The sequence below is a fragment of the Allomuricauda sp. ARW1Y1 genome, assembly GCF_013407935.1.
Lineage (GTDB): Bacteria > Bacteroidota > Bacteroidia > Flavobacteriales > Flavobacteriaceae > Flagellimonas.
The window spans coordinates 33,940-58,866 of the sequence record NZ_JACBZU010000003.1; the positions used below are offsets into that span (position 1 = coordinate 33,940).

The window sequence follows — 24,927 nt, forward strand, 5'->3', positions numbered from 1 at the left end:
AGCCGAAATCAACGACATCTTGCTTTTTCAAAGTTCCAAATGGGACAACAACTAGGATGGACAACTTGAAAAATGACGTTTTTACGTGTTTCATTGTTGGATACCCATCGGGTTATCAACAAGCTATCGATACCCTTAGCTTTTTTTTGATGGGAATTAACGTCAAAAAACACCATTTCAAGACAGGTATTATGTTGTTCACAAATAACTGATAAACAGTGAATTGAAATGTTATTTCCAGTACTTTTCCAACATCGAAATCGTCTAACCCTTAAACGCTTACGATATGCGAAAATCATTCTTTTTTACCCTTTTATTGCTCTTTACTTCCAGTGCTGTGTTGGCGCAAATCGGGGGTATTGAGGATTCCGTCAACGATATCTCCAATACCATTCGGGCCATTTTTCCCATTATTCTGGGTGTCATTTTTTTGGTGGGCTTTCTCTTTAATGCCGGTCACTTCTTTGGGGAGAATTCCGACCTCAAGAAGGGTATCACACGTGTACTGGTCTTTGTGCTCATTGCTGGGGCCGTGGTGGGCATCTTCACCTATCTCATTGGAATCGTAGTGTGATGAAAACCTACCCTATCTATAAAAATATTCGGAAGCGGGCCATGATTCTGGGACTGCCCATTACCTTATTCGCATTGCAGATGGTATCCATTATCGGTTCCCTATTGATTATCATTTTTTCGTTCCATTTAGGTGTCATCGTGGGCCTGCTGTTGTTCAATGTCCTGCTGTATGGGGCATTGGGCCAGTGGGTCAAAAGGCCCATGTATTCCTTCGGTCCAAGCCAGTTTCCCAAAACCATCAGCAACAAAAACTTAAGTCAGCTCGGCCATGAATAAAATCAACCTTCAATCCCATCATCCCATACTTGATATCCAAAACCATCTGGTCTTTGCCAATAATGGCAATGTAGTGCTCAGCTATCAGGTGGAACTGCCCGAGATATATTCCCTTTCTGAAACCGATTTTGAGGAATTGCACAGCATTTGGTTCCAAGCCTTGAAATCGTTGCCTGTCAGTACCGTGATCCATAGGCAGGATCTCTATCAACGCAAGGGGTTCCGAGGGGAAGGGCTCCCCAGGGAAACCTTTCTGCAGAGGGCCACCTATGAACACTTTGTCGGCAGGGAGCATTTGGTACATACCGCATACCTCTTTTTTGTCCTTCCTTTGGACAAGACCCTCAATGCGGCCAAATATGTCAATCCCTTTCGAAGGACGGAAAAGGGATATCATCGCAAATTGGACGTTCAGGTAGCGGAATTCATTACAGCAGTTAATGATGCGGTATCCTTTATTGATAATTCCAAAGGCATCACCGTCCATCCTATGTCAGCGGATACTATCCTCGATCATACCCATAGTTATTTCAATGGCTTCAATATCGATTATGACACGGATATGACATGGAACAAAGGGAATATTGAAATCGGTGACCACTTTTTTGATGTCATGGCGGTAAATAGTGAGTTGTGTTTTGGGGACAGCGTACAAAGCAGTAGACCCCATGATCGACTGAGTGCCGATGACTTTGTGTTTCACCAAGGATTTATGGATGGTCTGGGGCTGGATTTTCCTGAAAACCATATGGTGAACCATATCCTGTATCTGGATGACACACAGCAATGGCGACGGACCTTGGAGAAGAAAATCGAGGAGCTGTCCAAAAGCGCCAATTTTGGCACCCAGAACAAAGTAGTATTGCGTAAGGTCGAGCATATTTTGGACCAGATCAATACCGATGATACTGCACGAGTCGTAAGGGGGCACCTCAATGTGGTATTCTGGCATACCGAACTGGAGCACCTAAAACGTGTGGCCTCCCAGATCAAGGCCAAGTTCAAGGAATTGGATATTCGCCCCTATCATCCCAAAGGGAAGGAGCGGAAACATTATTTTTTGAACGCTTATCCTGCGCATGCCTCCAATTTTTCCAATGAAGATCTATTTGTGACCGACCTGAAACATGCCCTTTGTCTGTATATCAACCAGACCAATTATCAATCGGACGATACCGGGGTGCTTTTTCATGATCGCCAATTCAATATTCCGGTGGTCAAGGATGTTTGGGATGCCGAAAAGAAACGGATCAAGGCCCGTAACTTTGCCATCTTTGCGCCTACCGGGGAAGGGAAATCCTTTTTGGCGAACCATATCCTGCGGCAGTTTTTTGAATCCGATGTCCGATTGGTCATCATTGACCTTGGGGGTTCCTATGCCAAATTTGCCCAGCTTTATCCGGACAAGCAGATCCTATTGCGTTACGAACATGGAAAAAGCCTTGGCATCAATCCCTTTTACATTGATAATCAAGGGGACCTGACACCTGAGCTTTTGGAAGACCTGGCCCAGTTCCTGTTGGAACTTTTGGCGGAAAGCCATGTGACCAAATCCAAGGAAGTGGCCCTCAAAAAAGTATTACTGTATTACTATCAAAAAGTGGGCAATGGACATTCCCTTCAGTCGCTTTACCAATTTGTGGATGCCCATAAAAACACCTTGGTCCAGGACATCCAGGTCTCACAAAGTGATTTCAATGTCTATGCCTTCTTGCATATCCTTTCGGAATATGTGGAGGGAGGGTTGTACAGTTTTCTCTTCCATGTCGATAAGGACCAAACCTATAAAATCGAGGACAAGCGCTTGATCGTCTTTGAACTGGACGAGGTCAGGGACAATAAGGAAATCCTCTCGGTGATGTTGAAGCTGATCAAGTCTGCCATACAACGTACGATATGGCGGAACCGATCTGAACGAGGCATGATCCTTTTTGATGAGTTTGCCAAGCAATTGAAGTTTCCCAAGGTTTTGGAAAGCGTGGAGTTCTATTACCAGGCCATACGGAAACAGAACGGTGCCATTGGGATTATTCTGCAGTCCATCAACCAATTGCCAGAAAATACCACTTCAGCCAGCATTCTGGAGAATACCCAGGTGATCTATAGCCTCAAGAACGAAAAGGGGTATGAGGCACTAAAAAATAGACTGAGCCTATCCAGCCATGATCTCAATCAATTAAAATCCATCCGTAACCAACTGACGGGGGAACGAAAGTATACCGAAATCTTTATCAAGATGGGTAAGGAAAGCAATGTCTTTCGTTTGGAGGTGCCACCAGAAGTCCATGCTGCCTATCTCACCGATGGCACGGAAAGCACCGAGATTATGGAGCTCTATGAAAATACCCGGGATATGGAGCAAGCCATTAAAGCATTTATTCAACTTAAAAAAGAAACCCAATGAAGACTACAAAGTTACAAGCCATCAGGCAAAAAGTTCTGACCTTGGTCATGGTCCTAACCACTAGCTTATTATTGCCAGCAGGCGCTGCCTGCCAGGGGATGCCGGTGTATGACAACACGAACTTTATCAGTATGACCAAATCCTTGGTGGAATCCGCCAAACAGACCTCGCAACTATTGAAGACCGTAACGTTTTTGAAAGAACAGAAGGACAATATTGTGAAGGTGAATACGACCATCAAACAGCTCAAGGCGGTCAGGGAATTGGTGCGGAACAATGAGGTTTTGTTTAGAACGGTGCAGCAAGACCTTCGTGAAATCTTGAATTCCCCCTTCATCAAGTCGGAGGAGGTCGAGCAAATTTCCACATCCTTCGAGCAGATCATGGACACCGCCATTGATGACCTATATTTTGTCAACCAGATTCTGTCCAATGACTTTTTAAAAATGACCGATGCGGAGCGTACCGCCATTTTGATGGAGAAGAAAGCGGCGTCACGGGAAATGAGGGCGGAATTGGAGGTCAAGACCCGACGCTACCGGGAAATCATTTCCTTTCGGCGGATGCAGGATATTATCAATAATAGGGAAGAAAAGTATTGATGGGGATGGGATATTTCTTGGGCATAGGATTGGAATACGTGGATGCGGTCTTTCAGACCATTAAGGACAGTGATTTTTCGCAATACACCCTTGTGGGGATGAAGACCTTGGCGTTATTCCTGTTCTTGGTCAATATCATTAAAAAATATAACGAAGGGATCGCTGCAACGGACGGCCATACCTGGGGACTGACCCCTACGGAACTGGCCAAGAACTTTTTGATAGTGCTCCTCGTGCTGTTCTCCACAGAAGTGTTAGGGGTCTTTGATGGTATTTTGGTGGCCATTGAATCCCAATACCGGGACACGGCTCCGGCACTCCTCCCTTTACAGCTACAAGATGTGGACCTGGAACGGGATGTGGGTGCCTTGGAAGCCGCCAAAAAAGCCATGGCCTTGCTGTATGAGGCCTTGGTGACACCTTTATACGGACTCAAGTTGGTCGCTTTCACGGTCGGGGTGATCCTGTGGTTGTTGGATATCTTTATCTACCCGCTCTTTCTGGCCGAACGGTACTTTTTGTTGGGTATCATGCAGGCCTTTTTTCCCTTGGTAATCGCGCTGTCCGTATTTGAGAAGTTCCGGATGCTAGCCTATACCTATTTCAAGCTTTATGCAGGGGTCTATATGATGGTGCCCGCCTTTTTTCTGGTCAATGTCTTTGTCAATAATCTCTATACCGAGATCACGACCCATTTTTGGGGCAGTCTCTTTGGAACGGATTGGGGCGGGGAGTTCTTTGCTCCCGTTATTGAATTGGGGTCCATCGGATTTATCGTCTTGCTCAAGTTCAAGCTCTACCGCAAGGCCAGCAGTTTTACCCTTCGATTGTTCACCGGTTAATTCCAGATTGTTATGAAAACACCCTTTAAGCACATACAACAGCTATTGCGTTTGAATCGACTTGTGGTATTGACGGTGGTCCTGGTTTCAGGATTGGTCTGTATCATTTCCTTGGTACTGGTGGCCAAAATCCATCGAGAAGCCATGTCCAGTGCCTTTGTGATTAGTGACCGAGGGGAAGTGGTCCCATTAGGTTGGAGCGACCAACGGGAGCACCTGGAAGTGGAAGCCTTGGCACATCTTGAACAGTTCCATCGATGGTTCTACCATCTGGACGCTGGAAGTTTTGAACGGAATATGGAGAGGGCCTTATGGTTGGGCAATGCCTCGGTGGACAACGTGTACCGTCAAAAGAAGGCCGATGGCCTTTACAATAGGCTATTACAATATTCCCTGGTCCAACAGGTGGAAGCCGTTCATTCTGAAATCAGTCTGGGAACCGATGCCCATAGCTTTCGGACGCGTACCGTATTCCATATCATTCGGGGCGAAGTCACGGACTCCTATGAGCTGATCACTACGGGAAAGTTGGTCCCTGTGGGCCGCAATTTTCCACATAACCCCCATGGGCTATTGATCACCGATTTTTTTGAAAACTCCCTACGTAAAATAGATGCAAATGAAACTACAAAAAAGTAAGACCGTGTTCGTCTTGATCGTGGTCTGTGTGGTCCTGTTTATGGTGGTATATAGCCTATGGACCTTTGGAGAGGACGAGCCCGCAGCTGTGGAGCCCAATCAAATTCCCCTGCCCGATCTGGACGATAGCACTGTGGAATATGAATCCAAACTGGAGGCCCTGGATGCCATCAAAGCCGAACGCCAGGTAACGGCTCCACCACTTTACCCGGAGCATATGGTGGATGACAAGGGGTATTTCAATCCGGATTATATGGAATATGAAAAACAGCGCATTATTGATAGTGTGTACCGATCCAAAAATTTTGTGGGAACCGACCCCATTGTTCCCTTGGAGGAAGATTCCATGTCCAATGCCGTAGTGACAGTGGACAAAGATGATGGGGCAGTTGAACTCGAGCCATCTGTAGCTACCAAAGAAATGGCATTGCAGCATCAAATGTTCTTTGCCTCGAATCCGATAGAGCGACCATCCGAAGTTACTGGGGTTACGGATGACCTTATCCGCGTTGGTGTGGATGGTACCCAAACGGTTCGGCAACAGTACCGGCTTCGGATGCGCCTTATGGAAGATGCCATCATCGACGGAAGAAAAGTACCCAGAAACACACCCATCTATGGTTTCGTCAGTTTTAAACTCCATAGGGCAATGATTACCATTGATTACATTGGTCATAGTCCCGTTTCATTGGTTGCCTATGATCTTCAAGATGGTCATGAAGGAATTTATGTGGTCAATCGTTTTCGGGCTGAGGCCAGCAGGGAAATCACAGCGGAGGCCGTCGACGATATTAATATTGCCGGCGTGCCACAAGTCAGAGGCGTCAAGTCACTTTTTCAAAGGGACAACCGCCAAGTGAAGGTCACCATCATGGATAACTATCAACTCATTTTAAAAACCCCAAAGGGACAGTAAAACCTATCTTATGAAAGCAAGTATTATTATCGTTTCCATGCTATTGGCCAATCTATCGAACGCTCAAGAGGTATTGGATACCATATTCGCCAACGAACACCAAAATGTGGCCGTGTTCTTTCCGGCACCTATTCGCCAGGGCGTTGTGGGCGCTTCGAATTTTGTGTTTACCTATAACCGGGAGCAAGGGCAGTACTTTGGTTTGTTGCAAGCAAAGCCCGGAAATGAAAGCAACTTATTGACCGTGACCAGAGATGGGTCGGTGTATTCCTTTATTTTGAAATATGCCCATGTACTTCCCAAAATGAACTACTTTATCGATGAATACTTAAGTATTGGAAATGAAAGGCCTGACAAGGCAATCCTCAAAGTTAAGCGAACTACGAATGTTTATAATAAAGACAGGAAGGCTTATTTTGAAAGGGCGTGTAGATTTCTACTGGAATCCGGTCATACATCCATGTCTACAAAACGTTACAAGGGGTTGCGGTTACAGCTACAGCATATGGTCTACGATGCTTCCGAAATGTACTTGGTCATCGAAATAAGGAACAATTCGGAAATCAACTTTGAAATTGACTATCTCGAGGTTTACCGGGCCAACGGAAACCCCAATAAAAAGGCTTCCTACCAACAAATACCTTTGACCGTACGATACAAATACGGGATGCCTTATTCCATAAGGCCTGGCCACAGCGAGCGGTTTGTATATGTGCTTCCGAAATATGTACTGGGTACTGATGAAAAATTGGTATTGGAACTTAAGGAACTAAATGGGGGAAGGAAGTTGAAATTATCTTCGAAATAGCTATTAGGAACTCAGCATATTACGTTATCGAAACATGCATTAATTTGTTTACACTTGTAGTATGATTCGATATGCCGAGAAACATAAGGGAATTCACCCGGACAGGTAATCAAGAGGGAGCTGAAAAAAGGTCACTTAAACAACGTCCCTTTCTTTTGGTTAGGGGAACATCCGCAGACCCTCAATGCCATTATACTGTGAAAGCTTGACTTGAACACGGCTTTGATTTCTACGATTGAGGATAAGCTGGATCTTCAGGGAGGTGTTTTTGGTTTTCTTACAGGTATTTTATGGTATTAACAAGGAGTAAGAGTAGATGGGAAACCTTATTTTTCATAAACCCCTTTTCTGGGATAAGTATATCGTGAGCATCGATTGGGAAAACCGATTTTTTTTACTGTATTATTGTTGTACTGGGCAAATGAAACGTGTAAGGACCCACTAACCTTTGTAACCATAATTTCTAACCCTATGAAAAGCACAGATCAAAAACTCAAGGAACGCGTCAAGGAATTGACCTGTCTTTATGAGGTTACCTCCATCATTGTGAATTCAGGATATGATGAACTGAACACTTCTTTGGAAGCCATAGCCCACTGTTTAAAAAGAGGTTGGCAGCACGAAGAAGTTGCAGCGTGTAAAATTTCCATCGGAAAATATAGGGTCCAAACCATTGGATTTGATGAGCAAATGGTACAATTATCCAGTGACGTTATGGTTTTCAATAATAAAGCTGGAGCCATTTCAGTTGGGTATCCCGCATCAGCTTATGGTCCTGAAGATTTCTTGCTAGAAGAAAGGACTTTGCTGAAAAATGTCTGCCTGGCGGTAGGGAATCTTTTGGAACGTAAACAAATCCATGATAGTGAACAGGAAACCAGAAGACAAATGGAACGTAATGATCGTTTGCATATCATGGGCGAGATAACGGCCGGTATTGCCCATGAATTGAATACCCCCTTGGCCAATATTCTGGGGTTTGCCGAATTGTTATTGGATGAGACCACGGATCCAAGAACAAGAAGCGATTTGCAAACCATATTGGACAACGCCATCTTCTCTCGGGAAATTGTAAAAAAGTTGATGTTCTTCACCTGCGAAATGCCCCAACAAATGGAGTTGGTCGAACTTAAAAGGGTTGTCGATAGTGTTATACGCCTTATGGGGCCGTCACTTAGGGAAAAGAAGTTGACCGTAGTAAGGTCCTATGCCAAAGAAGACCTTAGCATTCGAGCCAATGCGGTCCAATTGACTCAGGTAATGTTCAACCTTATCATGAACGCAGCCTATTATTCACCGGAGGACGGTGAAATTAAATTGGAGTTATTAAACGGTGAGGAAAAGGTGATTGTTCATATTATCGATTTTGGGGAGGGTATTGCAAAGGGTCAGGAAAGTAGGGTTTTTGAACCATTTTATACCACCAAACCCGTTGGAGAAGGTACCGGACTCGGTCTGAGTGTGGTCCATGGTATCATAAAAAGCTATAAGGGAAGTATTGCCCATCGGCCCAATCGGCCAAAAGGTACTATTTTTACACTGGAGTTCCCAAAATGACGTGTATGCCCTTAAACAGAGAGAACATTCTTGTTGTAGATGATGACACCAAGATTTTGGAGTTGTTAGCTAGACGGCTCAAGACACTTGATTATCATGTTTTTAAGGCCATTTCGGTTAAGGAAGCCCTTTTTATTTTAAAAGATGCCTCCATAGACCTATTGATTACGGACATCCAAATGCCCGAAGTGGACGGTATACAATTGTTAAAGTACGCCAATGAACATTACCCCAATATGCCAAAACTTGTGCTCACGGGCTACCCTTCCGTTGATGGAGCTTTAGAGGTACTTAAATCGGGCGCCATGGACTATATGACCAAACCGTTTACGAAAGAAGAGCTCGAAACAGCGGTTAAAAAGGCTTTGTCGCAAGGCGACCATCGCCATGCCCCAGCTGTAAAGAACCCGCTCAGGGAACATCACGAAGGGTTCAACGGTATGGTGGGCAATTCACAAGCCTTTCAGCCTGTACTTTCGATCATTGGCCGGGTAAAGGACAATCAGGCCACCGTTTTGATACAGGGAGAAAGCGGAACGGGCAAGGAATTGGTGGCACGGGCCATTCATTACTCGGGTAAATATAGAAAAGGACCTTTTATTGCTGTAAACTGTGGGGCAATCCCCGATAACTTACAGGAAGCCGAATTATTTGGTTATGTCAAAGGTGCTTTTACCGGCGCAGAACAAAACCGTAACGGTTTTTTTCAGGCAGCAGATGGAGGGACCCTCTTTCTGGATGAAATAGGTGAGGCCGGTTGGGATGTGCAGACAAAATTGTTAAGGGCATTGCAGGAAAAGGAGATTTCCAAGGTCGGTTCCAGAACGGTGGAAAAAATAAATCTGCGCGTTGTGGCAGCCACCAATTTGGACCTCAAGGAGGAAATCAATAAGAAAAACTTTAGGGAAGATCTTTATTATCGTTTGACTGTTGTGGAAATCATGGTGCCACCGCTAAGAAAACGAAAATCGGACATTCCTATGTTAGTGAATAGGTTTCTTCAAAAATACGGGATAGAATACAGGGACCGATTCCTGCCCATTGATCCGGATGCTCTCAAGGTATTGGAACGCTATACTTGGCCCGGTAATATTAGGGAACTTGAGAACGTGATCCAGCGAGCAGTCATCATGGCGGATGGCCCAGTAGGGATGAAGGATTTGCCTGATTTTTTAAAATATGAAATCACCTTTCCCAAGGAAGAGCTCCTTCCTTTAAGGGAAATGGAAAGGCAATATATTCAGCGTGTCTTGGCTCATACCAAGGGGAACAAGAGCAAGGCGGCAGAAATATTACAGATCAATCGTAAAACACTTCGCGACAAAATTGATTGATCTGGTCAAATACTGACCAATTGGTTAAAAACTACCCAAACCTCAATCTTAGGTTATTTTTTATTTAAAAGTCAAATCACTGTTTATCAGTACTTTGGTGGTGTTACATTTCTTTTTCACAAGTAGGGCATATGATTTGCCATTGGTATGGCACAATCAATCAATCAGATCGGAAAATGATGGATTTTCCGGTTCCGTGTCAAAAGAAATGAGTAATGATGGTAATGTACCCTTTGAGATTTGGAAGCCTTCTATTGGAGAGCAACGAGTTATTGACGATCAAAAAGTATCTGCAGCAATCGTTGGGCTTAGAAGATTACTTTCATGTTGAACTATTGGGATTATTGATCGAGAATGTACAACGTGCCATTATTGTGGATGAGAAAAGTATGCCCTGCGATGTGGTACGATTAAATAGCCGTGTGACCCTTGAAAGTTCGACAGGATGGACGAAAAGCTTTCAGTTGGTACCTCCAGATGATGCTGATACGGAAAAGGCGAAGTATTCAGTGGTAAGCGCTTTGGGCTGTTCCGTTATTGGGTTGTCAAAAGGGGATAGCATTAGGTATGGCATGCCTGGCCAAGCGGCCTCATTTCGTATCGTAGGGGTAGATCAATTTGGTGTGATGGCCAATGTGGAAGCTTTTGGCAAAAACCTAATGGATGCCTTACCGCCCAATCCAGATGTTGCGCTTTCCTTTAGTAAAAAAGAAGAGCGCAACAGTTCTGATGCACTATGGGTCAATTTAACACAAATATAAAAAGGGATAAGGGGTATGAACGCAACACTTTCAATTAAACAACGCATATTGGTTGGTCTTGTACTTGCCACAGCATTTTTATTGGTACTTGCAGCTAATCTTGTGGATCGGCGGCATTTTTCCACGATACAGCACGCAATTGTTTCTATTCATGATGATAGGGTAGTGGTTCAGGATTTTATCTATCAATTGCGAAACCATCTTCACGATAGTGAGTTGGAGGTGGTTGATACCGATAGGTTAACAACAAATAGGGCGGAAAAAATCAGCATCCTTCTCGATGACTTTGCCCGTACCGATCTCACTAGGCAAGAAGCACTTTTTTTAGAACGGCTGCGACAAGAATTCAGGGATTTGGCGTCACAGATCCCAATGGCATCTTTGAACATCAAGGACGATAATGCAAAAACAAAGGCCATTAAACATATTGGTGGTATCAAAAAGACCTTGGATTCCCTGGAGGAAATTCAATTGGAAGAAAGTAGCCAGTTGACGAAACTATCGGAAAAATCACTGAAAGTAAATCGGCTATTATCCAATTTGGAAGTCGGTTTTTTGATTGTCCTCGGTGTGTCCATCTTGATGTTGATTTTTCAACCCATCACAACCTTATATCCCATTCGTTAATTAAAATTAATTTAAAAAAAATGCCATGAATGAATTTGTGCGTAGTATATGCTCAACCTGTATTCATAGAACATACTGTTCTTTGAGTGAACAAAGAGCGTATACCAATTTGTGTAATGAATACCAACACTATTTGGAAGATACGGATCTCCCTACCATAGTGATTTCGGATGAAATGAATTAAAAACAAAAGGTATAAGGCATACCATTAACTATTTTAACATGACAACAGTATTAACAACAAAGAAAAGACCGTCCAAACAAGGAATGTTGGACAATGTCATGCGTCAATTTAACAACGCAGCTGATATCGTTGGGCTTAACCCGAACATTAGAAAAATCTTGGAAGTCACCAACAATGAATTGGTGGTCCACTTTCCGGTACGAATGGACGATGGGGAAGTTGAGATTTTTACCGGCTACCGGGTACAACACAATAATGCCTTGGGTCCCTACAAGGGTGGGCTGCGGTACCACCCGACAGTGGATATTGATGCGGCGAGAGCCTTGGCCATGTGGATGACTTGGAAAACCTCTTTGGCAGGATTGCCATATGGCGGTGCAAAGGGCGGTATACAGTTGGACCCCACCAAGTATTCCCAAGATGAGCTGCAACGTATTACAAGAAGGTTTACGTATGCTCTTGGGGACAATATTGGGCCAGAGTTGGATATACCCGCACCTGATGTAAATACCAATTCCCAGACCATGGCTTGGATCTTGGATACCTATATGTCAACCAAGTCTCCCAATGAACGTTCAAAGAATCTTCATGTTGTCACGGGAAAACCCATAGGTGCTGGTGGTTCCGAGGGTAGAGATCGTGCAACGGGCTATGGTGTTTTCCTTACTATCAAATTCTGGGCTGAACACAAAAAACTGGAGTTGAAAAACAAGAAGTTCATTGTTCAAGGATTCGGTAATGTTGGGTATTGGGCGGCCCATTTCCTGAGTAAGGAAGGTGCGATTCTTACTGCGGTACAAGATGCCTATGGAAGCCTCTACAATGAGAAAGGGATATGTCCAGAGCACCTTCTGGATTATACCAAGGCCAATAAAGGAAGTATTATAGGGTATTCAGGAGCAGGCAATATTGAGAATTCGGAATTTTTTGGATTGGAATGTGATATCTGTATTCCGGCGGCATTGGGTAATCAGATTACAGTGGACAATGCCCCTGTGATAAAAGCCAGTTTGATTGCCGAAGGGGCGAATGGACCTACCGATGTAAAGGCGGAAGAAATCCTTTTGGAGCGTGGTATCGATATCATACCAGATATTCTATGTAATGCAGGAGGGGTAATCGGAAGCTATTTCGAATGGTTGCAAAACCGGAACGGTGAAATTTGGGACCTTAAAGAGGTGTTGGAACGACTTGAGAGAAAAATGAAAGAATCGTTTAACAAGGTTGCACACAAAACCAAGACCCAAAATATTGATATGCGGACTGCCGCATTTGTAATTGCCATTGAGCGATTGGAAGAGACTTATGTTCAGAGGGGGATTTTTCCATAATGGGAGAAAGTGATTAAAAAAGGCTTGAAAAAGAGCCTGCATGGTATAATGATTTAAAATATAGTGAAATGAAATACGGGAGCTTGTTGATAGAAAAAAGGGAATATGTCGTTTTAAAACGATTGTTGAACCTTTCGGGGTACCATAAGGACAGTGCTTGGAGAAAATCGGTTAAGAAGTTGACGGATGAATTGGAGAGTGCCAAAATCCTGGATGAGGATAAAATGCCAAATGATGTGATACGGTTCAATTCCAATGTCACAATTGTTTCCGAAAATGGTTGGCATAAGAAGTTCAAATTGGTACTACCTGCCAAAAGCGATATCAAAAACAATTGCATATCGATCTTGACCCCTATGGGGGCCGCGGTCATGGGGTACGCCAATGGTGATTCCATTATTTGGGAATTCCCATCCGGTAGCCAAAAGCTGACCATCGAGGATATAGAGCAGGAAAATGAGACGTTGAACTTAAATATGGTATTATGAATACTGTTGGCAGACCCTACTTTCACGATTCCTTGAGCCGTATCATCAGTAAGAAGGATAAGTTGGAAATCACCAACTGGACCGAAACCATGGAATGGATCAATGAGGAATTACAATATTTGATATCATTGGAAAAACGACTATTGGGAAATCCTGCATTCCAGCAAAGACTTTTGGAGGTTCAACGGGAGAACCAGCTGCGTTTGGCAAACTTATACCGTTATGAAAGGAATTTGGCGAACGCCATCGAATGCGATACCATGGAATGTGATGCCTATTACCTCAATACCCATGAGAAAAATAGGGATGGTTATATGAACCATTTAAAAAACTACAACCAATTAAAGTTTCTGCTACTCTCCAAGATGTCGGAGCGCTTCGGTAAATAAGAATTCCAAAGAGGGCCATAATACGGGCCCTTTTGGCTTTCTACGCCAAGTGTTGATTCTTTCGAGTCTAGCCATAACAAAATGTAACATGTAACGTAGGGAAAACGGGCAGGTTAGGGGGTGAGTGAGCCGTAATCAAGTATAAATCAGGACCATTTATTTAAAGGTATGGAAGCCATTGTCCCAAAAGGGACAGTTTCAATTAAGTATAAAATTTACAATGAAGAATTTTTTTTCCAATTTTAGAGGAGATGTTTTTGGAGGTATAACGGCAGGTATTGTGGCTCTGCCATTGGCATTGGCCTTTGGAGTCAGTTCGGGTTTAGGACCTAGCGCAGGACTTTATGGCGCCATTTTTATTAGCTTTTTTGCTGCGTTTTTTGGCGGTACAAATACGCAAATTTCAGGCCCGACTGCACCAATGACCGCTGTCACGATGGTGGTCGTTGCCAGTATAGTCGCCATGAACGATGGTGATATGGAGAGGGCACTTCCTGCTATTTTGATGGTATTCCTTTTGGCCGGACTTATGCAGATTCTGTTGGGCGTTGCCGGGCTGGGTAAATACATCCGATACATCCCTTATCCGGTTGTTTCGGGCTTTATGACGGCTATTGGAGTGATTATCCTGGTAACTCAGCTACTGCCTTCCATCGGCTATTATCCAAACGAAGATGCTATGTTTGTGAATCAATATAGAGCACAGGCAGAAGAGATAATCCTCAAGAACATTCTCCAGGAAGAATCAAAGGAGGGAATTCTTGTTCTTGAAGATTTTGAAGAAACCATTGCCAGGGCTGGGGAGGTAACCGAAGAAAATATTTTAAAGGAGGCAAAGACCTTGGCGAATAAGGACGCTTCCGGGGTCATCGGAACTATCAGGGTTTTGCCACGGGCCTTGCAACAAATAGATTGGCTAGAACTTGCCTTGGCCTTGGCTACTATTGGTATAATTTATGGGTTCAAAAGGGTTACGACCCTGATTCCAAGTGCATTGGTGGCATTGCTGATGGTTTCAGGGGTAGCTTATGGATTCGGGTGGGAGTATCGACCAATCCAAGAAATCCCAAGTGGATTTCCGATGCCAAATTTGGATGTGTTCGGCTCGTTTCAATTAAGTTCTGTAACGCCCTATATTTTCACTGCCTTTACCTTGGCCCTTTTGGGAGCTATTGACTCCCTATTGACTTCTGTGGTTGCGGACAATATGACAAAGACCCAGCATAAACCCAATAAGGAATTGATTGGTCAGGGCATAGGTAACAGTATTGCTGCAGTTTTTGGGGGAATTCCGGGTGCAGGTGCCACAATCCGTACCGTGGTCAACATCAATGCTGGAGGTAAAACCAGGCTATCAGGGATGGTAGCAGGTATTTTGCTATTGGTGGTCTTATTGGCATTGGGCCCCGTAGCATCCAATATACCCGCAGCTGTCCTAGCTGGCATCTTGGTTACGGTTGGAATAGGGGTGATTGATTATAAAGGTCTAAGGGCTATGCCCCATCTGCCTAGGGACGTAATGTTCGGTCCATTTAAAATAAGCTCTGAAGTGATGATCATGTTGGTCGTAATGGTGTTGTCTTCTATTTGGAACTTGGTATATGCCGTGGGTATAGGTCTTGTAATCGCCTCACTTATGTTCATGAAAAAGATGGGGGATTTGGCCGCACAACGTTCCGATGTTAAGACTCTAAAGGAAGAAAAAGGTTGGGCAGATGAAGCTGATTTTCCTGACGCACTAAAGAAGACAGTACTCATAAAACATCTTAAAGGACCATTGTTTTTTGGTTCTACCAACGATTTTCAGCAATTGGCCAAGCAAATCCCCATTACTGCCTCCACAGTGGTCATCCGAATGGACCGCATGCAGTATCTTGACCAATCTGGTCTGTATAGCCTAGAAGATGTATTGATCGAGCTTAAAAAGTCTGGTACCCAGGTCTTATTGGTTCATGTGCTCGAACAGCCCAGATATATGATGGAACGGGTCAATTTGATTCCATCGCTCATTCCAGAGGCGCAAATTTTTGAGACCTTCGGGCAGTGCACTTCATATATCAAAAGACAGGCAGAGACCTTAAGGGATTAATGGGAAATGGTCAATATAAATAAACCGGTTTGTTGATGTAAAAGAGAGGTACCAACCATACGGGTACCTACAATACCTTATTATATGCAAAGTGGAAGGATTTGCCCCAAGTAACAAAAGTTACACTTTATTTATAAACAATACCAAGGGAATACTGCCTAAAAAACTAAAAGGTCTTGTTGGTGGACCTCCAAAATACACATATTGGGAGTGTTGCCTTCGGTATTTCCGACATACATTACAATCTGGTAGTTCTCTTGCTCAACGATAGGTTTGGGATACAGGTACATGGCGGTTGGTCTTGCGCTAGCACTTGCACATCATTTATTTTATATTGATCAGGTCGCTTCAAAGCAAAATCAGCAATCCGGATTTATCATATAAGCCAGGTTGGGTACGCTTATCGCTTCATCCGACAATGAAGGTAGCTGAGGTGGAATATATTTGCTAAGCCATCCATTCAACAGTTTTAAACACCAATCAATGGAAAAAGACCTGCCACAACAACAAAAGGACAAATGAGTTGGAGGATGTATCAAACGACTAGGACATCAAAGCGAATGTGATGACATGGTTGGAATAATTTGATGGGTAAGATAAAACTAGACTTTGCCCGGTTTTGCGGCTCCCATGCCCATAAAAAATTTCAGTATTGCTATCACAAATAGGACCGTCAAGGCGGGGGTCCAGCTACCTATAACGTCTATGATGGCCCCAAATAGGGATGGGCCTGTGGCTGCAATAATATACCCAATGGATTGTGCCATTCCGGAAAGGGAGGTGGCTTCATCTGAATCCCGTGAGCGAAGTACCAAAAAGAGTAAGGACAGTCCGAAGGTACCGCCTAGCACAAACCCGATCAATGACACCCATAGCCAAACCAATCCCAGCGAGGGAACAATAAGTCCTACCAAGCCGATTACTTCTATACCGGCCAAGAAAAGCACGATAGATCGTTGGTCCTTCCTCCGACCGGCCAGTACAGGAATCAATAGAGAACCCAATATGCCCGTAGCTTGCGATAGCGAAAGCATCCATCCAGCATAGTTGGCACCGTGACCCCTATCTTGAATGATGGATGGTAGCCAAGCTAGGATTACATAAAAGGTTAGTGATTGCAGCCCCATAAACAAGGCTACTTGCCAGGCCAACTTTGATTTTACCAGCGACTTTAGCCCCATCGAGCTATTGTTGCTGGGTGGAGTTCGCTTAAGTCGAGTAACTTGCGGGAGCCAAAGTAAGGCCGCAAGGAAAGCACAAACTGCCCATACAGCCAGAGAGCCTTGCCACCCCAAATTATGCTGCCTGGCTAACGGAACGCTTAATCCTGCTGCCAAGGCGGCACCGATGGCCATAACACTCGAATAAAGACTGGTGATCAATCCCGAGTTTTCTGAGAAATTTCGTTTGGTAAGACTTGGTAGCATTACATTCCCAAATGCAATGGCTACTCCGATGAGCAAGGTGCCCAAGTAGAGCGTAAAAATAGGTCCGAGTGATCTTATGACGATACCCAAGGCCAATAGGGCCATTGCCAAAAACAGGGTCCATCCCATACCTAGTCTTCTGGTAACCAAGGGAGTCAAAGTCGAAATAATACCAAAAGCAATCAAAGGAAGGGTGGTCAAAAGGCCTAAAAGTCCGTTGGAAAGACCTGTGGACGCTTGAATATCGGATACCAGCGGACCTACACTGGCCAGCGCAGGCCGTAGATTCAAAGCAATCAACAGTATGCCTGCGAGCAGTAGCATATTCCCTGGTTTCCATAAATGGGTCTTTTTCATGCTTTCGGATATGCCCTATTGTAAATTGAATTGTTGGATGCGATGTTAGTAGCTATCAGTGTGCAACGAGAATAGCTTTCCGGCAAAGTACCGTTAATTTTGGCAGTTGACCTACAAAATGTTCATTTAAATATGTCATACATATAGGCAAAAACTGTTTGCGGTGTGATGTCTTTCTTGGGAAGGCGGCTGTTGACCATGTGGTATGGATTGAAATTGGGGCAGTTCCAAAATGGGTTGGGATTTTCCAAAGAGAATAGGTATATCTTGGTGGTTACCCAATCTGCTTGTTTTTATTGGAGATTCCGTGACTACCATTCATATAGGTGCCTTGACCTTACAGGAATGGTAACTGTTTAACCAATGCAAGAAACGGATATATGAAGCCATTTGACGATATGGAGATACATATTTTGTGCAAATATTTGAATAATTGAAAAAAAAACAATTACTTTGTTATGTAATACATAATACAATTATGAAAGGAATCATTGCAGCAACTTATGCACCGATGCATACAAACGGGTTGCTTAATACGGATATTATTGTGGAATATGGTCGTTATTTAATGTCCAATGGAGTGTCGGGAGCATTTGTCAATGGTTCAACCGGGGATTTTGTTTCTTTAAGTACTTCGGAACGAATGAAATTGATAGAGGCATGGTCGGATTTAAGAGAGGATGGGTTTTATGTCATAAACCATGTCGGTCATACCAACCTAAGGGAGGCCCAAGAATTGGCCGGGCACAGTGCTGATATGGTGGATGCAACCGCAGCCCTGCCGCCTTTTTATTTTCGCCCTAAGACGGTGGATGAACTTGTGTACTATTGTGCTGAAATTGCCAGTGCTGCCCCGGACATACCTTTTTATTACTATCATATTCCCGTACTTACAGGGGTTAACCTACCTATGTTGGCATTCGTCGATTCCGCCAAGAAGCATATCCCCAATTTCGCAGGGATAAAATATACCGAGGATAATCTGGACGATTTTAAACAATGCATGGAGAAAGGTGATGATACTATGGATATGTTTTTTGGTATTGATGAAAAGTATATTGACAGTGTATTGGTTGGGTCCAAGAGCTGGGTAGGCAGTACCTATAACCATTTGGCGCCACTTTATCATGGTGTGGCCAAATACGCTTCCCAAGGAAATTTTGATGCTGCTAGGAAGCTTCAGGATAAGGCTATTCGATTTGTGCAGATTTTGGAAGCCATGGGAGGATATCACGGTGGGGGAAAAAGCTTTATGAGACATCTGGGATTGAATATGGGTCCTAGCCGCTTTCCGCATAGAACATTTAATGATGGCCAATTGCTAAAAGCTTTGGAACTGTTCAGAAAGGAAGGGATTTCCGAACATTTTCCGGAGCCATGTCAAAGGGATTCAGACGAATGCATTTAAAAAATATGAATTATTATGTATAACATAATACAAATAATTATATATATTTGCTCATAACACTTAATTAATCAAACTATTACATCTATGAAACTCTCAAAGAATGCTGAAAAGAAAAAGGCATCCGGCCCGATAAGGGCCTTGGGCGTAAATAGGACTTCGATCCTGTTCGTTTGCGCCCTGTTGCTGAATGTATTTGCGGTTTCGGTTTACGCGCAGTCAAGCCAAATCACCGGTACTGTCACAGATCAAGAAGGGATACCACTCCCAGGAGCCACTGTATTGGTAAAGGGTACCACCAATGGTGCACAAACGGACTTTGATGGAAATTATTCCATTGAAGCCGCCACTGGGGACGTTTTGGTATTCAGTTATATAGGATTTACCGCTCAAGAAGTGGAGGTATCCGCCCAAACGGTTATTGATGTTATGCTGTCCCAAAGTACGGCAGTCTTGGATGAGGTTGTTGTAACGGGTTATGGTAGTCAATCACGTTCCACCCTTACCTCTTCTGTGGCCAAATTGGATACCAAAGTGCTGGAAAGTGCTACCCGATCGAACCCAGCTACAGCTTTGCAGGGTACGGTGGCGGGACTTAGAGTGACCAACACTACAGGGCAGCCAGGCTCTACCCCGCAGGTTGTACTTCGAGGAGGTACCAATTTCGATGGCAATGATTCACCATTGATTCTGGTGGATGGTGTGCCAAGTTCATTCTTTGCTCTCAATTCAGATGACATTGAATCGATGGAAGTGCTTAAAGATGCCGCTGCAACGGCAATATATGGGGCAAGGTCGGCCAATGGTGTTATCTTGATAACCACCAAAAAGGGTAAAGCAGGAAGGTCTTCCATTAATTATAAGTACCGTTACAGTATCAACGAAGAGCGTAACGACCAACAATATCTGGGAGCTGCGGATCACATCAATTACAATAGACAGTCCATAGCCTGGTTCAGGGAGGCAACGAATAACCCGGGTGCTTTCGGCGCGTTTTTGGATGCCAACCAAAGTGCGGGAACGGGTAACAATACGACCAACGACCCCTTTACGACCCAATTGTTGACGGCGGACAATCAATATTTGTTAGATCAACCAGGATGGCGGGCGATACCGGATATATTGAATCCGGCACAACAAATACTGTTTTTTGATAACAAGGGTGTTGGTGACCGCATCTATCAAAACAGTGAATCCAAAGACCATTATCTTTCTTTTGATGGTGGGAACGAGAAAGGAACTTATTATATGGGATTGGGACTTCTTGATAACCAAGGACTTATCTTAGGCTCTGGTTTTAAGAGGTATTCTGGTAAATTTAGCGGATCTTACAAGGTAACGGATCGGGTCGAGGTTAACTCCAACATCCTGTACTCGCACTCTAATTTAAATTTAAGCCCTTTGGGTAGCGAGGACACTGTATTCAGAAGATTTCAAGGGCAGGCTCCCACCGCACGGACTTTTGATAGCAATCCTGATGGTACCTTTTCTGATCAGTTTGCTGTAGGGCAAAATCAAGGATTTGGTAATCCACTGTATTACCAGGACAAGTTTGTTCGTAAAAACCTAGAGCAGCGTTTGCAGCTTTCCGTAGGTCTGGAATGGGACATCATTGACGATTTGACCTTGTCTTTGACAGGTAGCCATTTTGCAATCAATAACCACAACGAAAGCTTTAACCGGGCCTTTAGGACCGGAAGTACAGATGGTCCATTGCGCACGGCGCGTGAGGCTTCGGTGAGTTTGGATAGGACGCTGAGGAATCAGTATACTGGTACGCTGAACTACACCAAAAGATTTGGGCGACACAATGTAAATGCCTTGATTGGGGCAGAATATTTTAAGGATAACTTCTTTCAAACATCTGCAGGGACACGGAATTCCCCAACCGATTTGATCGAGACCCTCAATGCAGGGGCCGAGGCCAATGGTATACCATTTAGCTTTGAAACCGAATATGTAATCACTTCCACTTTCGGTAGATTGCTGTACGATTATGATAATAGGTATTTATTCGGTTTTACCTTCAGAAACGATGGTTCTTCTAGACTTGGCAATAATAAGTACGGATTCTTCCCTGGGGTTTCCTTTGGTTGGAACGCCCACAATGAATCGTTTTTCCAGGATTGGGGATTGGAAAACGTGTTAACTACGTTTAAGCCAAGACTTAGTTATGGTGTGAATGGTAACCAAGATGTATTGAGCAACTATGGAGTCTATGGTTCCTATGGTTCCCAGGGTGTGTATAACGGACAGACGGGATACGCCAATACCAGTTTGGCCACACTTGACCTTAAATGGGAAAAGGCCACCACCTTCAACGTTGGTTTGGATGTCTCCCTATTTGATAGCAGATTGTCCCTTATTGCAGATGTATATACTAGGGATATCAAGGATAAATTGGCCAGTCTGACATTGCCTTACTATACCGGATTCAGTGGTATATTGACCAATAACGGTACCTATAGGAACAGAGGTTTTGAACTTCAGGTCAATGGTGATATCATTCGAAAGGAAGACTTTACTTGGAATATGGGGGCAACGTTCACCAGAAATAGAAACTATGTGGTTGCCTTGCCCGAAAACGATAATGAGCGAAACCGACAGGGGGGCAGCTTGATTTGGAATCCGTCAACCGGCCAAGAAGAATGGGTCGGCGGTTTGCAGGAAGGCCAACGTTTTGGTGGCGACCTTATCGTTGCTTTCGAACAAGAGCGTATCTATGCCAATCAAGCTGAAGCGGATGCAGACAATGCCATTACGGACGAGTTTGCTCCCGCCGCAAGTCGAAACCAGCGATGGGCCGGTGATGTCAAGTGGGTCGATCAAAATGGAGATGGGATTATCAACAACCTGGATAGAAAGGTAATCGGTCGTACAACCCCCGATTTTGTTGGTGGCTTTAACACCAGCGTGACCTACAAAAACTTCAGTCTATTTGTGCAAACAGATTTTGCGACCGGACATTTGGTTTGGAACCACATACGTAACAAAGGATATGGGCAGACACAAGGTAACTTGGCACAACCGGTGGAAGTGCTTGATTCATGGACACCGAACAACACCGATACGGACTGGCCCCGATTTGTTTTTGTGAACGGAACCAAGAACGTATGGAGGGGGAATGAAAGTGTTGCCAGCCTGCAGACCGAAGCCAATGAACAGTTTTGGGAGAAAGGGGATTACCTGGCCTTGAGGGAGGTGACACTCCGCTATGATTTTCCATCAGCCTATTTTGGTGATGTGATCAAAAGATTGAGCCTTAACCTCACGGGAACCAACCTGCATTATTTTAAGAGCATGAGTGGTGATACACCAGAGGTTGGAGGGGTGCAGTACGGAGAATTTCCGGTGCCAAAGACGATAACTATCGGACTTAATGTAACATTTTAAAATTAGAGTGATGAAAAAGTATATATATATTCTAACAGCAATAGTAAGCTTCTATTCCTGTGAAAGCGAATTGGAGTTGGACGCACCAAGTGAACTTACTACCGCAGGGTTTTGGGATACAGAGGAAGGTGCAAGAACCGCCCATACCGGCCTATTTGCCAGCTTGCGCGGAGAAGCTGCTGACCTGTGGCTGCTCGGTGAAATACGAAGTGATGTATGGGGCGGACGAACGTATGAGTCCCCCTCAAACCTAGCCTTGATCGAATCCAGTTTTACCCAGGCAACTGCTCCGTTTGGAGGATGGGCTGGGTTTTACACCCAGATACATCGGGTAAATGACTTCTTGGCCAACGTACCCAACGTGGAGTTCATCAACGAATCGGATAAAGACCATTTATTGGGTCAGGCCTATGGCTTGAGGGCATTTTATTACTATACTTTATTAAAGACCTGGGGCGATGTGCCAATTATCTTGGAACCTTTGGCTACAGTGGACCCCAACGGGTTGAGTAGGGAAAGATCCACTCAGGCTGAGGTAATGGACCAGATAAAATCGGACATTGAGGCCTCATTGTCCGCATTTGGCTCAGATACTACTTTTTGGGAAGGCAATAGAAACTTTTGGAGCAAGGCCGCGACCTTGGCTCTTAAGGGGGATGTATATATATGGTCCGGAAATTTGATGGGAGGTGGTAGCGCCGACTTTACCACAGCCAAGGATGCGTTGGAGCAGATAGCTCCCATTGGTATTGGACTGGCCCCAAGTATTGATGAGTTATGGGGTGTGGCGAATGAAGGAAATAATGAATTTATATTTGCTTTGCAATATCAAAGGGACGAAGCTTCCAATATTTACAACAGTTTTACGGGAAGGACAACGGAAATCAATCCGCAGTTCAATGCTGATGGCGAATCGATGAGCGATTTTATCATTGCAGGTGCCAATAGGTATGGACCATCCGAAAAGACCATCCTACTATTGGATGACAATGCGGACGATAGAAAGAAGGCGACATTTATCCAGTTGTACACCGATGACAATGGTGGTGCAGGATATGCCATGTACAACGAGCCTACTTACTTTGGCTCCATATTGAACAAATTTTTGGGAAGGGTAGACGCTACCGAGCGAATATTTGAGAATGATGTACCCTTATATAGATATGCCGATGTACTGTTACTGATGGCAGAGGCCAAAAATTACTTAGGGGAAGATCCTTCAGGGGAAATCAATCAAATTCGCCAAAGGGCCTATGGTGAAGATTACGATCCAAATATTCATGCTTATTCAAATGGTACCCAAGTTGCCAATGCCAACGCGATCTTGACCGAACGTTACAAGGAGTTTGTAGCCGAAGGAAAGCGCTGGTGGGACCTTAGGCGTGCGGGCGACGATTTTGTCATTGACAATATCAGTTTCCTTAACCCTGGAGATGAGTACAAGTTGTTATTACCAATTTCTGACGACATGATTGGGCGTAATCCGTTATTGGACCAAACCCCTGGTTGGGAATAGCAAAGGGTATATGAATTGATTTGAGTTAGTTAGTTTAGTTATATTTGATTCAAGAGAGGAAGGTCCGATAGTATCGGGCCTTTTTTCATGGTGAGATAGAGCGCATAAAAAGTGGTAGAATAGGATGATTTCGCTCAAACCTGCACGGATGGGAAAGTAACTATCACCAATAAAAGTTAGTGCTGCGGGGCAATCACTTGGTAAACTGCATGTCAAATCCGGTAATGACCGAGTATTTTGATAACTGAACGAGGACGAAGGCTTACTTTTTTTTGTACTTAAAAATATGGTCAAAATGAGGTTCTAGATGGCGTCTCATAGCATTTCGAAAGGTTTCGGGTGATCCTATTTTTAAATTGTCCAGAAGCATTCGATGGGTTACAAAGGTACCCTTGGTGTAATGGTATTCATCCAAATCACGGTTTTCGGTATCCCTTAGGTAAACGTATTCAAAAACAGGTAACAATAAACCTTGGAACCGTTGTAGGGTGTCATTTTTTGAAATTTGATAGAGTTTGCCATGGAAAGCAACTTCTTTGTCCAAAGAAAATCGAACCTTGCCTGTATCAGTAGCCTCTTCCTCTTCAACTATGGCCTCCAGTTCATCAATGTCTTTGTCCGTCTTGTGCTCGAAGAGAAAATCCGCCATGCCCATTTCCAAGATCAAACGCAGCTCGAATAGGTTTTTTAAGGTTTCCGTGCCCAAAAGGGTCGGGTCCATGATGCGTTCGAAATTATTGATAATGTCGGGCTGCTTCAATATCATTCCCCGATGTTTTTTGGATTCGATGAGTCCAAGCGTCCTTAACCGCAACAGCGCTTCCCGAACAACAGTTCTACTGACACCTAGGCTCTTGGCAAAATCCAATTCCTTGGGGATGGGATCGCCTGGACCCATCTCGTTCACTTTAAAAAACTCCAGTAAGCTCAATTCAACTTTGTCTACAAGTGAAAGGGTATCGACCGGCTTTAATTTCTTTAACTGCTTCATAGATTAACGAATTGC

General features: G+C 44.1%; 21 protein-coding genes. 19 read left to right on the plus strand and 2 right to left on the minus strand.

All coding sequences use genetic code 11. The features are described 5' to 3' along the window. The first annotated feature begins 286 nt into the window (after positions 1-286). The 16 genes from GGE08_RS09235 (at position 287) to GGE08_RS09310 (ending at position 15,823) form a co-directional block, all read left to right on the plus strand. Complete coding sequence (locus tag GGE08_RS09235; protein WP_179384610.1) at positions 287-574, plus strand: hypothetical protein; 288 nt, start codon at positions 287-289, stop codon at positions 572-574. Beyond that, the gene (locus GGE08_RS09240) at positions 574-852 is read left to right on the plus strand and encodes a hypothetical protein (RefSeq protein ID WP_179384611.1); all 279 of its coding nucleotides are present in this window, start codon (positions 574-576) and stop codon (positions 850-852) included. Before GGE08_RS09235 ends, GGE08_RS09240 begins: the two co-directional genes overlap by 1 nt. Continuing rightward, positions 845-3,256: a TraG family conjugative transposon ATPase gene (locus GGE08_RS09245; RefSeq protein WP_179384612.1), complete on the plus strand. Its 2,412-nt coding sequence runs from the start codon at positions 845-847 to the stop codon at positions 3,254-3,256. Before GGE08_RS09240 ends, GGE08_RS09245 begins: the two co-directional genes overlap by 8 nt. Continuing rightward, positions 3,253-3,858 carry a conjugal transfer protein gene (locus GGE08_RS09250; protein WP_179384613.1) on the plus strand — a complete coding sequence of 202 codons (606 nt, stop codon included), beginning with the start codon at positions 3,253-3,255 and terminating at the stop codon, positions 3,856-3,858. Before GGE08_RS09245 ends, GGE08_RS09250 begins: the two co-directional genes overlap by 4 nt. Further along, positions 3,858-4,700, plus strand: a complete 843-nt coding sequence (locus GGE08_RS09255) for a hypothetical protein (protein ID WP_257023984.1) — start codon at positions 3,858-3,860, stop codon at positions 4,698-4,700. The genes GGE08_RS09250 and GGE08_RS09255 overlap by 1 nt, the downstream gene beginning before the upstream one ends. A 12-nt stretch (positions 4,701-4,712) precedes the next feature. Then, complete coding sequence (locus GGE08_RS09260; RefSeq protein WP_179384614.1) at positions 4,713-5,339, plus strand: conjugal transfer protein TraK; 627 nt, start codon at positions 4,713-4,715, stop codon at positions 5,337-5,339. Beyond that, positions 5,320-6,255, plus strand: coding sequence for a conjugative transposon protein TraM (gene traM, locus GGE08_RS09265; protein ID WP_179384615.1), 936 nt, complete (start codon positions 5,320-5,322; stop codon positions 6,253-6,255). Before GGE08_RS09260 ends, traM begins: the two co-directional genes overlap by 20 nt. A gap of 10 nt (positions 6,256-6,265) precedes the next feature. Next, on the plus strand, positions 6,266-7,063 hold the full coding sequence (locus tag GGE08_RS09270) for a DUF4138 domain-containing protein (protein WP_179384616.1): 798 nt from the start codon (positions 6,266-6,268) through the stop codon (positions 7,061-7,063). Between the two features lie 471 nt (positions 7,064-7,534). Next, complete coding sequence (locus GGE08_RS09275) at positions 7,535-8,620, plus strand: sensor histidine kinase (RefSeq protein WP_179384617.1); 1,086 nt, start codon at positions 7,535-7,537, stop codon at positions 8,618-8,620. 5 nt (positions 8,621-8,625) lie between these two features. Beyond that, positions 8,626-9,954, plus strand: a complete 1,329-nt coding sequence (locus GGE08_RS09280; RefSeq protein WP_179384618.1) for a sigma-54 dependent transcriptional regulator — start codon at positions 8,626-8,628, stop codon at positions 9,952-9,954. Between the two features lie 215 nt (positions 9,955-10,169). Continuing rightward, on the plus strand, positions 10,170-10,715 hold the full coding sequence (locus tag GGE08_RS09285; protein WP_179384619.1) for a GreA/GreB family elongation factor: 546 nt from the start codon (positions 10,170-10,172) through the stop codon (positions 10,713-10,715). A 15-nt stretch (positions 10,716-10,730) separates the two neighbouring features. Next, a complete protein-coding gene (locus tag GGE08_RS09290) occupies positions 10,731-11,342 on the plus strand; it encodes a hypothetical protein (RefSeq protein ID WP_179384620.1) in 612 nt (203 codons plus the stop codon). Positions 11,343-11,564: 222 nt separating this feature from the next. Further along, entirely contained in the window at positions 11,565-12,857 is a 1,293-nt protein-coding gene (locus GGE08_RS09295; RefSeq protein ID WP_179384621.1) for a Glu/Leu/Phe/Val dehydrogenase, read from the plus strand. 68 nt (positions 12,858-12,925) lie between these two features. Beyond that, on the plus strand, positions 12,926-13,345 hold the full coding sequence (locus GGE08_RS09300; RefSeq protein ID WP_179384622.1) for a GreA/GreB family elongation factor: 420 nt from the start codon (positions 12,926-12,928) through the stop codon (positions 13,343-13,345). After that, positions 13,342-13,734 carry a hypothetical protein gene (locus GGE08_RS09305; RefSeq protein ID WP_179384623.1) on the plus strand — a complete coding sequence of 131 codons (393 nt, stop codon included), beginning with the start codon at positions 13,342-13,344 and terminating at the stop codon, positions 13,732-13,734. Before GGE08_RS09300 ends, GGE08_RS09305 begins: the two co-directional genes overlap by 4 nt. Before the next feature lie 220 nt (positions 13,735-13,954). Beyond that, positions 13,955-15,823: a SulP family inorganic anion transporter gene (locus GGE08_RS09310; RefSeq protein WP_179384624.1), complete on the plus strand. Its 1,869-nt coding sequence runs from the start codon at positions 13,955-13,957 to the stop codon at positions 15,821-15,823. Between the two features lie 602 nt (positions 15,824-16,425). Here the strand turns inward: GGE08_RS09310 and GGE08_RS09315 are convergent. After that, the gene (locus GGE08_RS09315; RefSeq protein WP_257023986.1) at positions 16,426-17,607 is read right to left on the minus strand and encodes a CynX/NimT family MFS transporter; all 1,182 of its coding nucleotides are present in this window, start codon (positions 17,605-17,607) and stop codon (positions 16,426-16,428) included. Between the two features lie 478 nt (positions 17,608-18,085). On the opposite strand from GGE08_RS09315, the gene GGE08_RS09320 reads away from it, so the two are divergent. The 3 genes from GGE08_RS09320 (at position 18,086) to GGE08_RS09330 (ending at position 23,921) form a co-directional block, all read left to right on the plus strand. After that, the gene (locus tag GGE08_RS09320) at positions 18,086-19,015 is read left to right on the plus strand and encodes a dihydrodipicolinate synthase family protein (RefSeq protein WP_179384625.1); all 930 of its coding nucleotides are present in this window, start codon (positions 18,086-18,088) and stop codon (positions 19,013-19,015) included. Between the two features lie 84 nt (positions 19,016-19,099). Next, entirely contained in the window at positions 19,100-22,405 is a 3,306-nt protein-coding gene (locus GGE08_RS09325; RefSeq protein ID WP_179384626.1) for a SusC/RagA family TonB-linked outer membrane protein, read from the plus strand. A 10-nt stretch (positions 22,406-22,415) separates the two neighbouring features. After that, a complete protein-coding gene (locus GGE08_RS09330; protein ID WP_179384627.1) occupies positions 22,416-23,921 on the plus strand; it encodes a RagB/SusD family nutrient uptake outer membrane protein in 1,506 nt (501 codons plus the stop codon). Between the two features lie 262 nt (positions 23,922-24,183). Here the strand turns inward: GGE08_RS09330 and GGE08_RS09335 are convergent, their stop codons facing one another. After that, complete coding sequence (locus GGE08_RS09335) at positions 24,184-24,912, minus strand: FadR/GntR family transcriptional regulator (protein WP_179384628.1); 729 nt, start codon at positions 24,910-24,912, stop codon at positions 24,184-24,186. Positions 24,913-24,927: the final 15 nt, after the last annotated feature.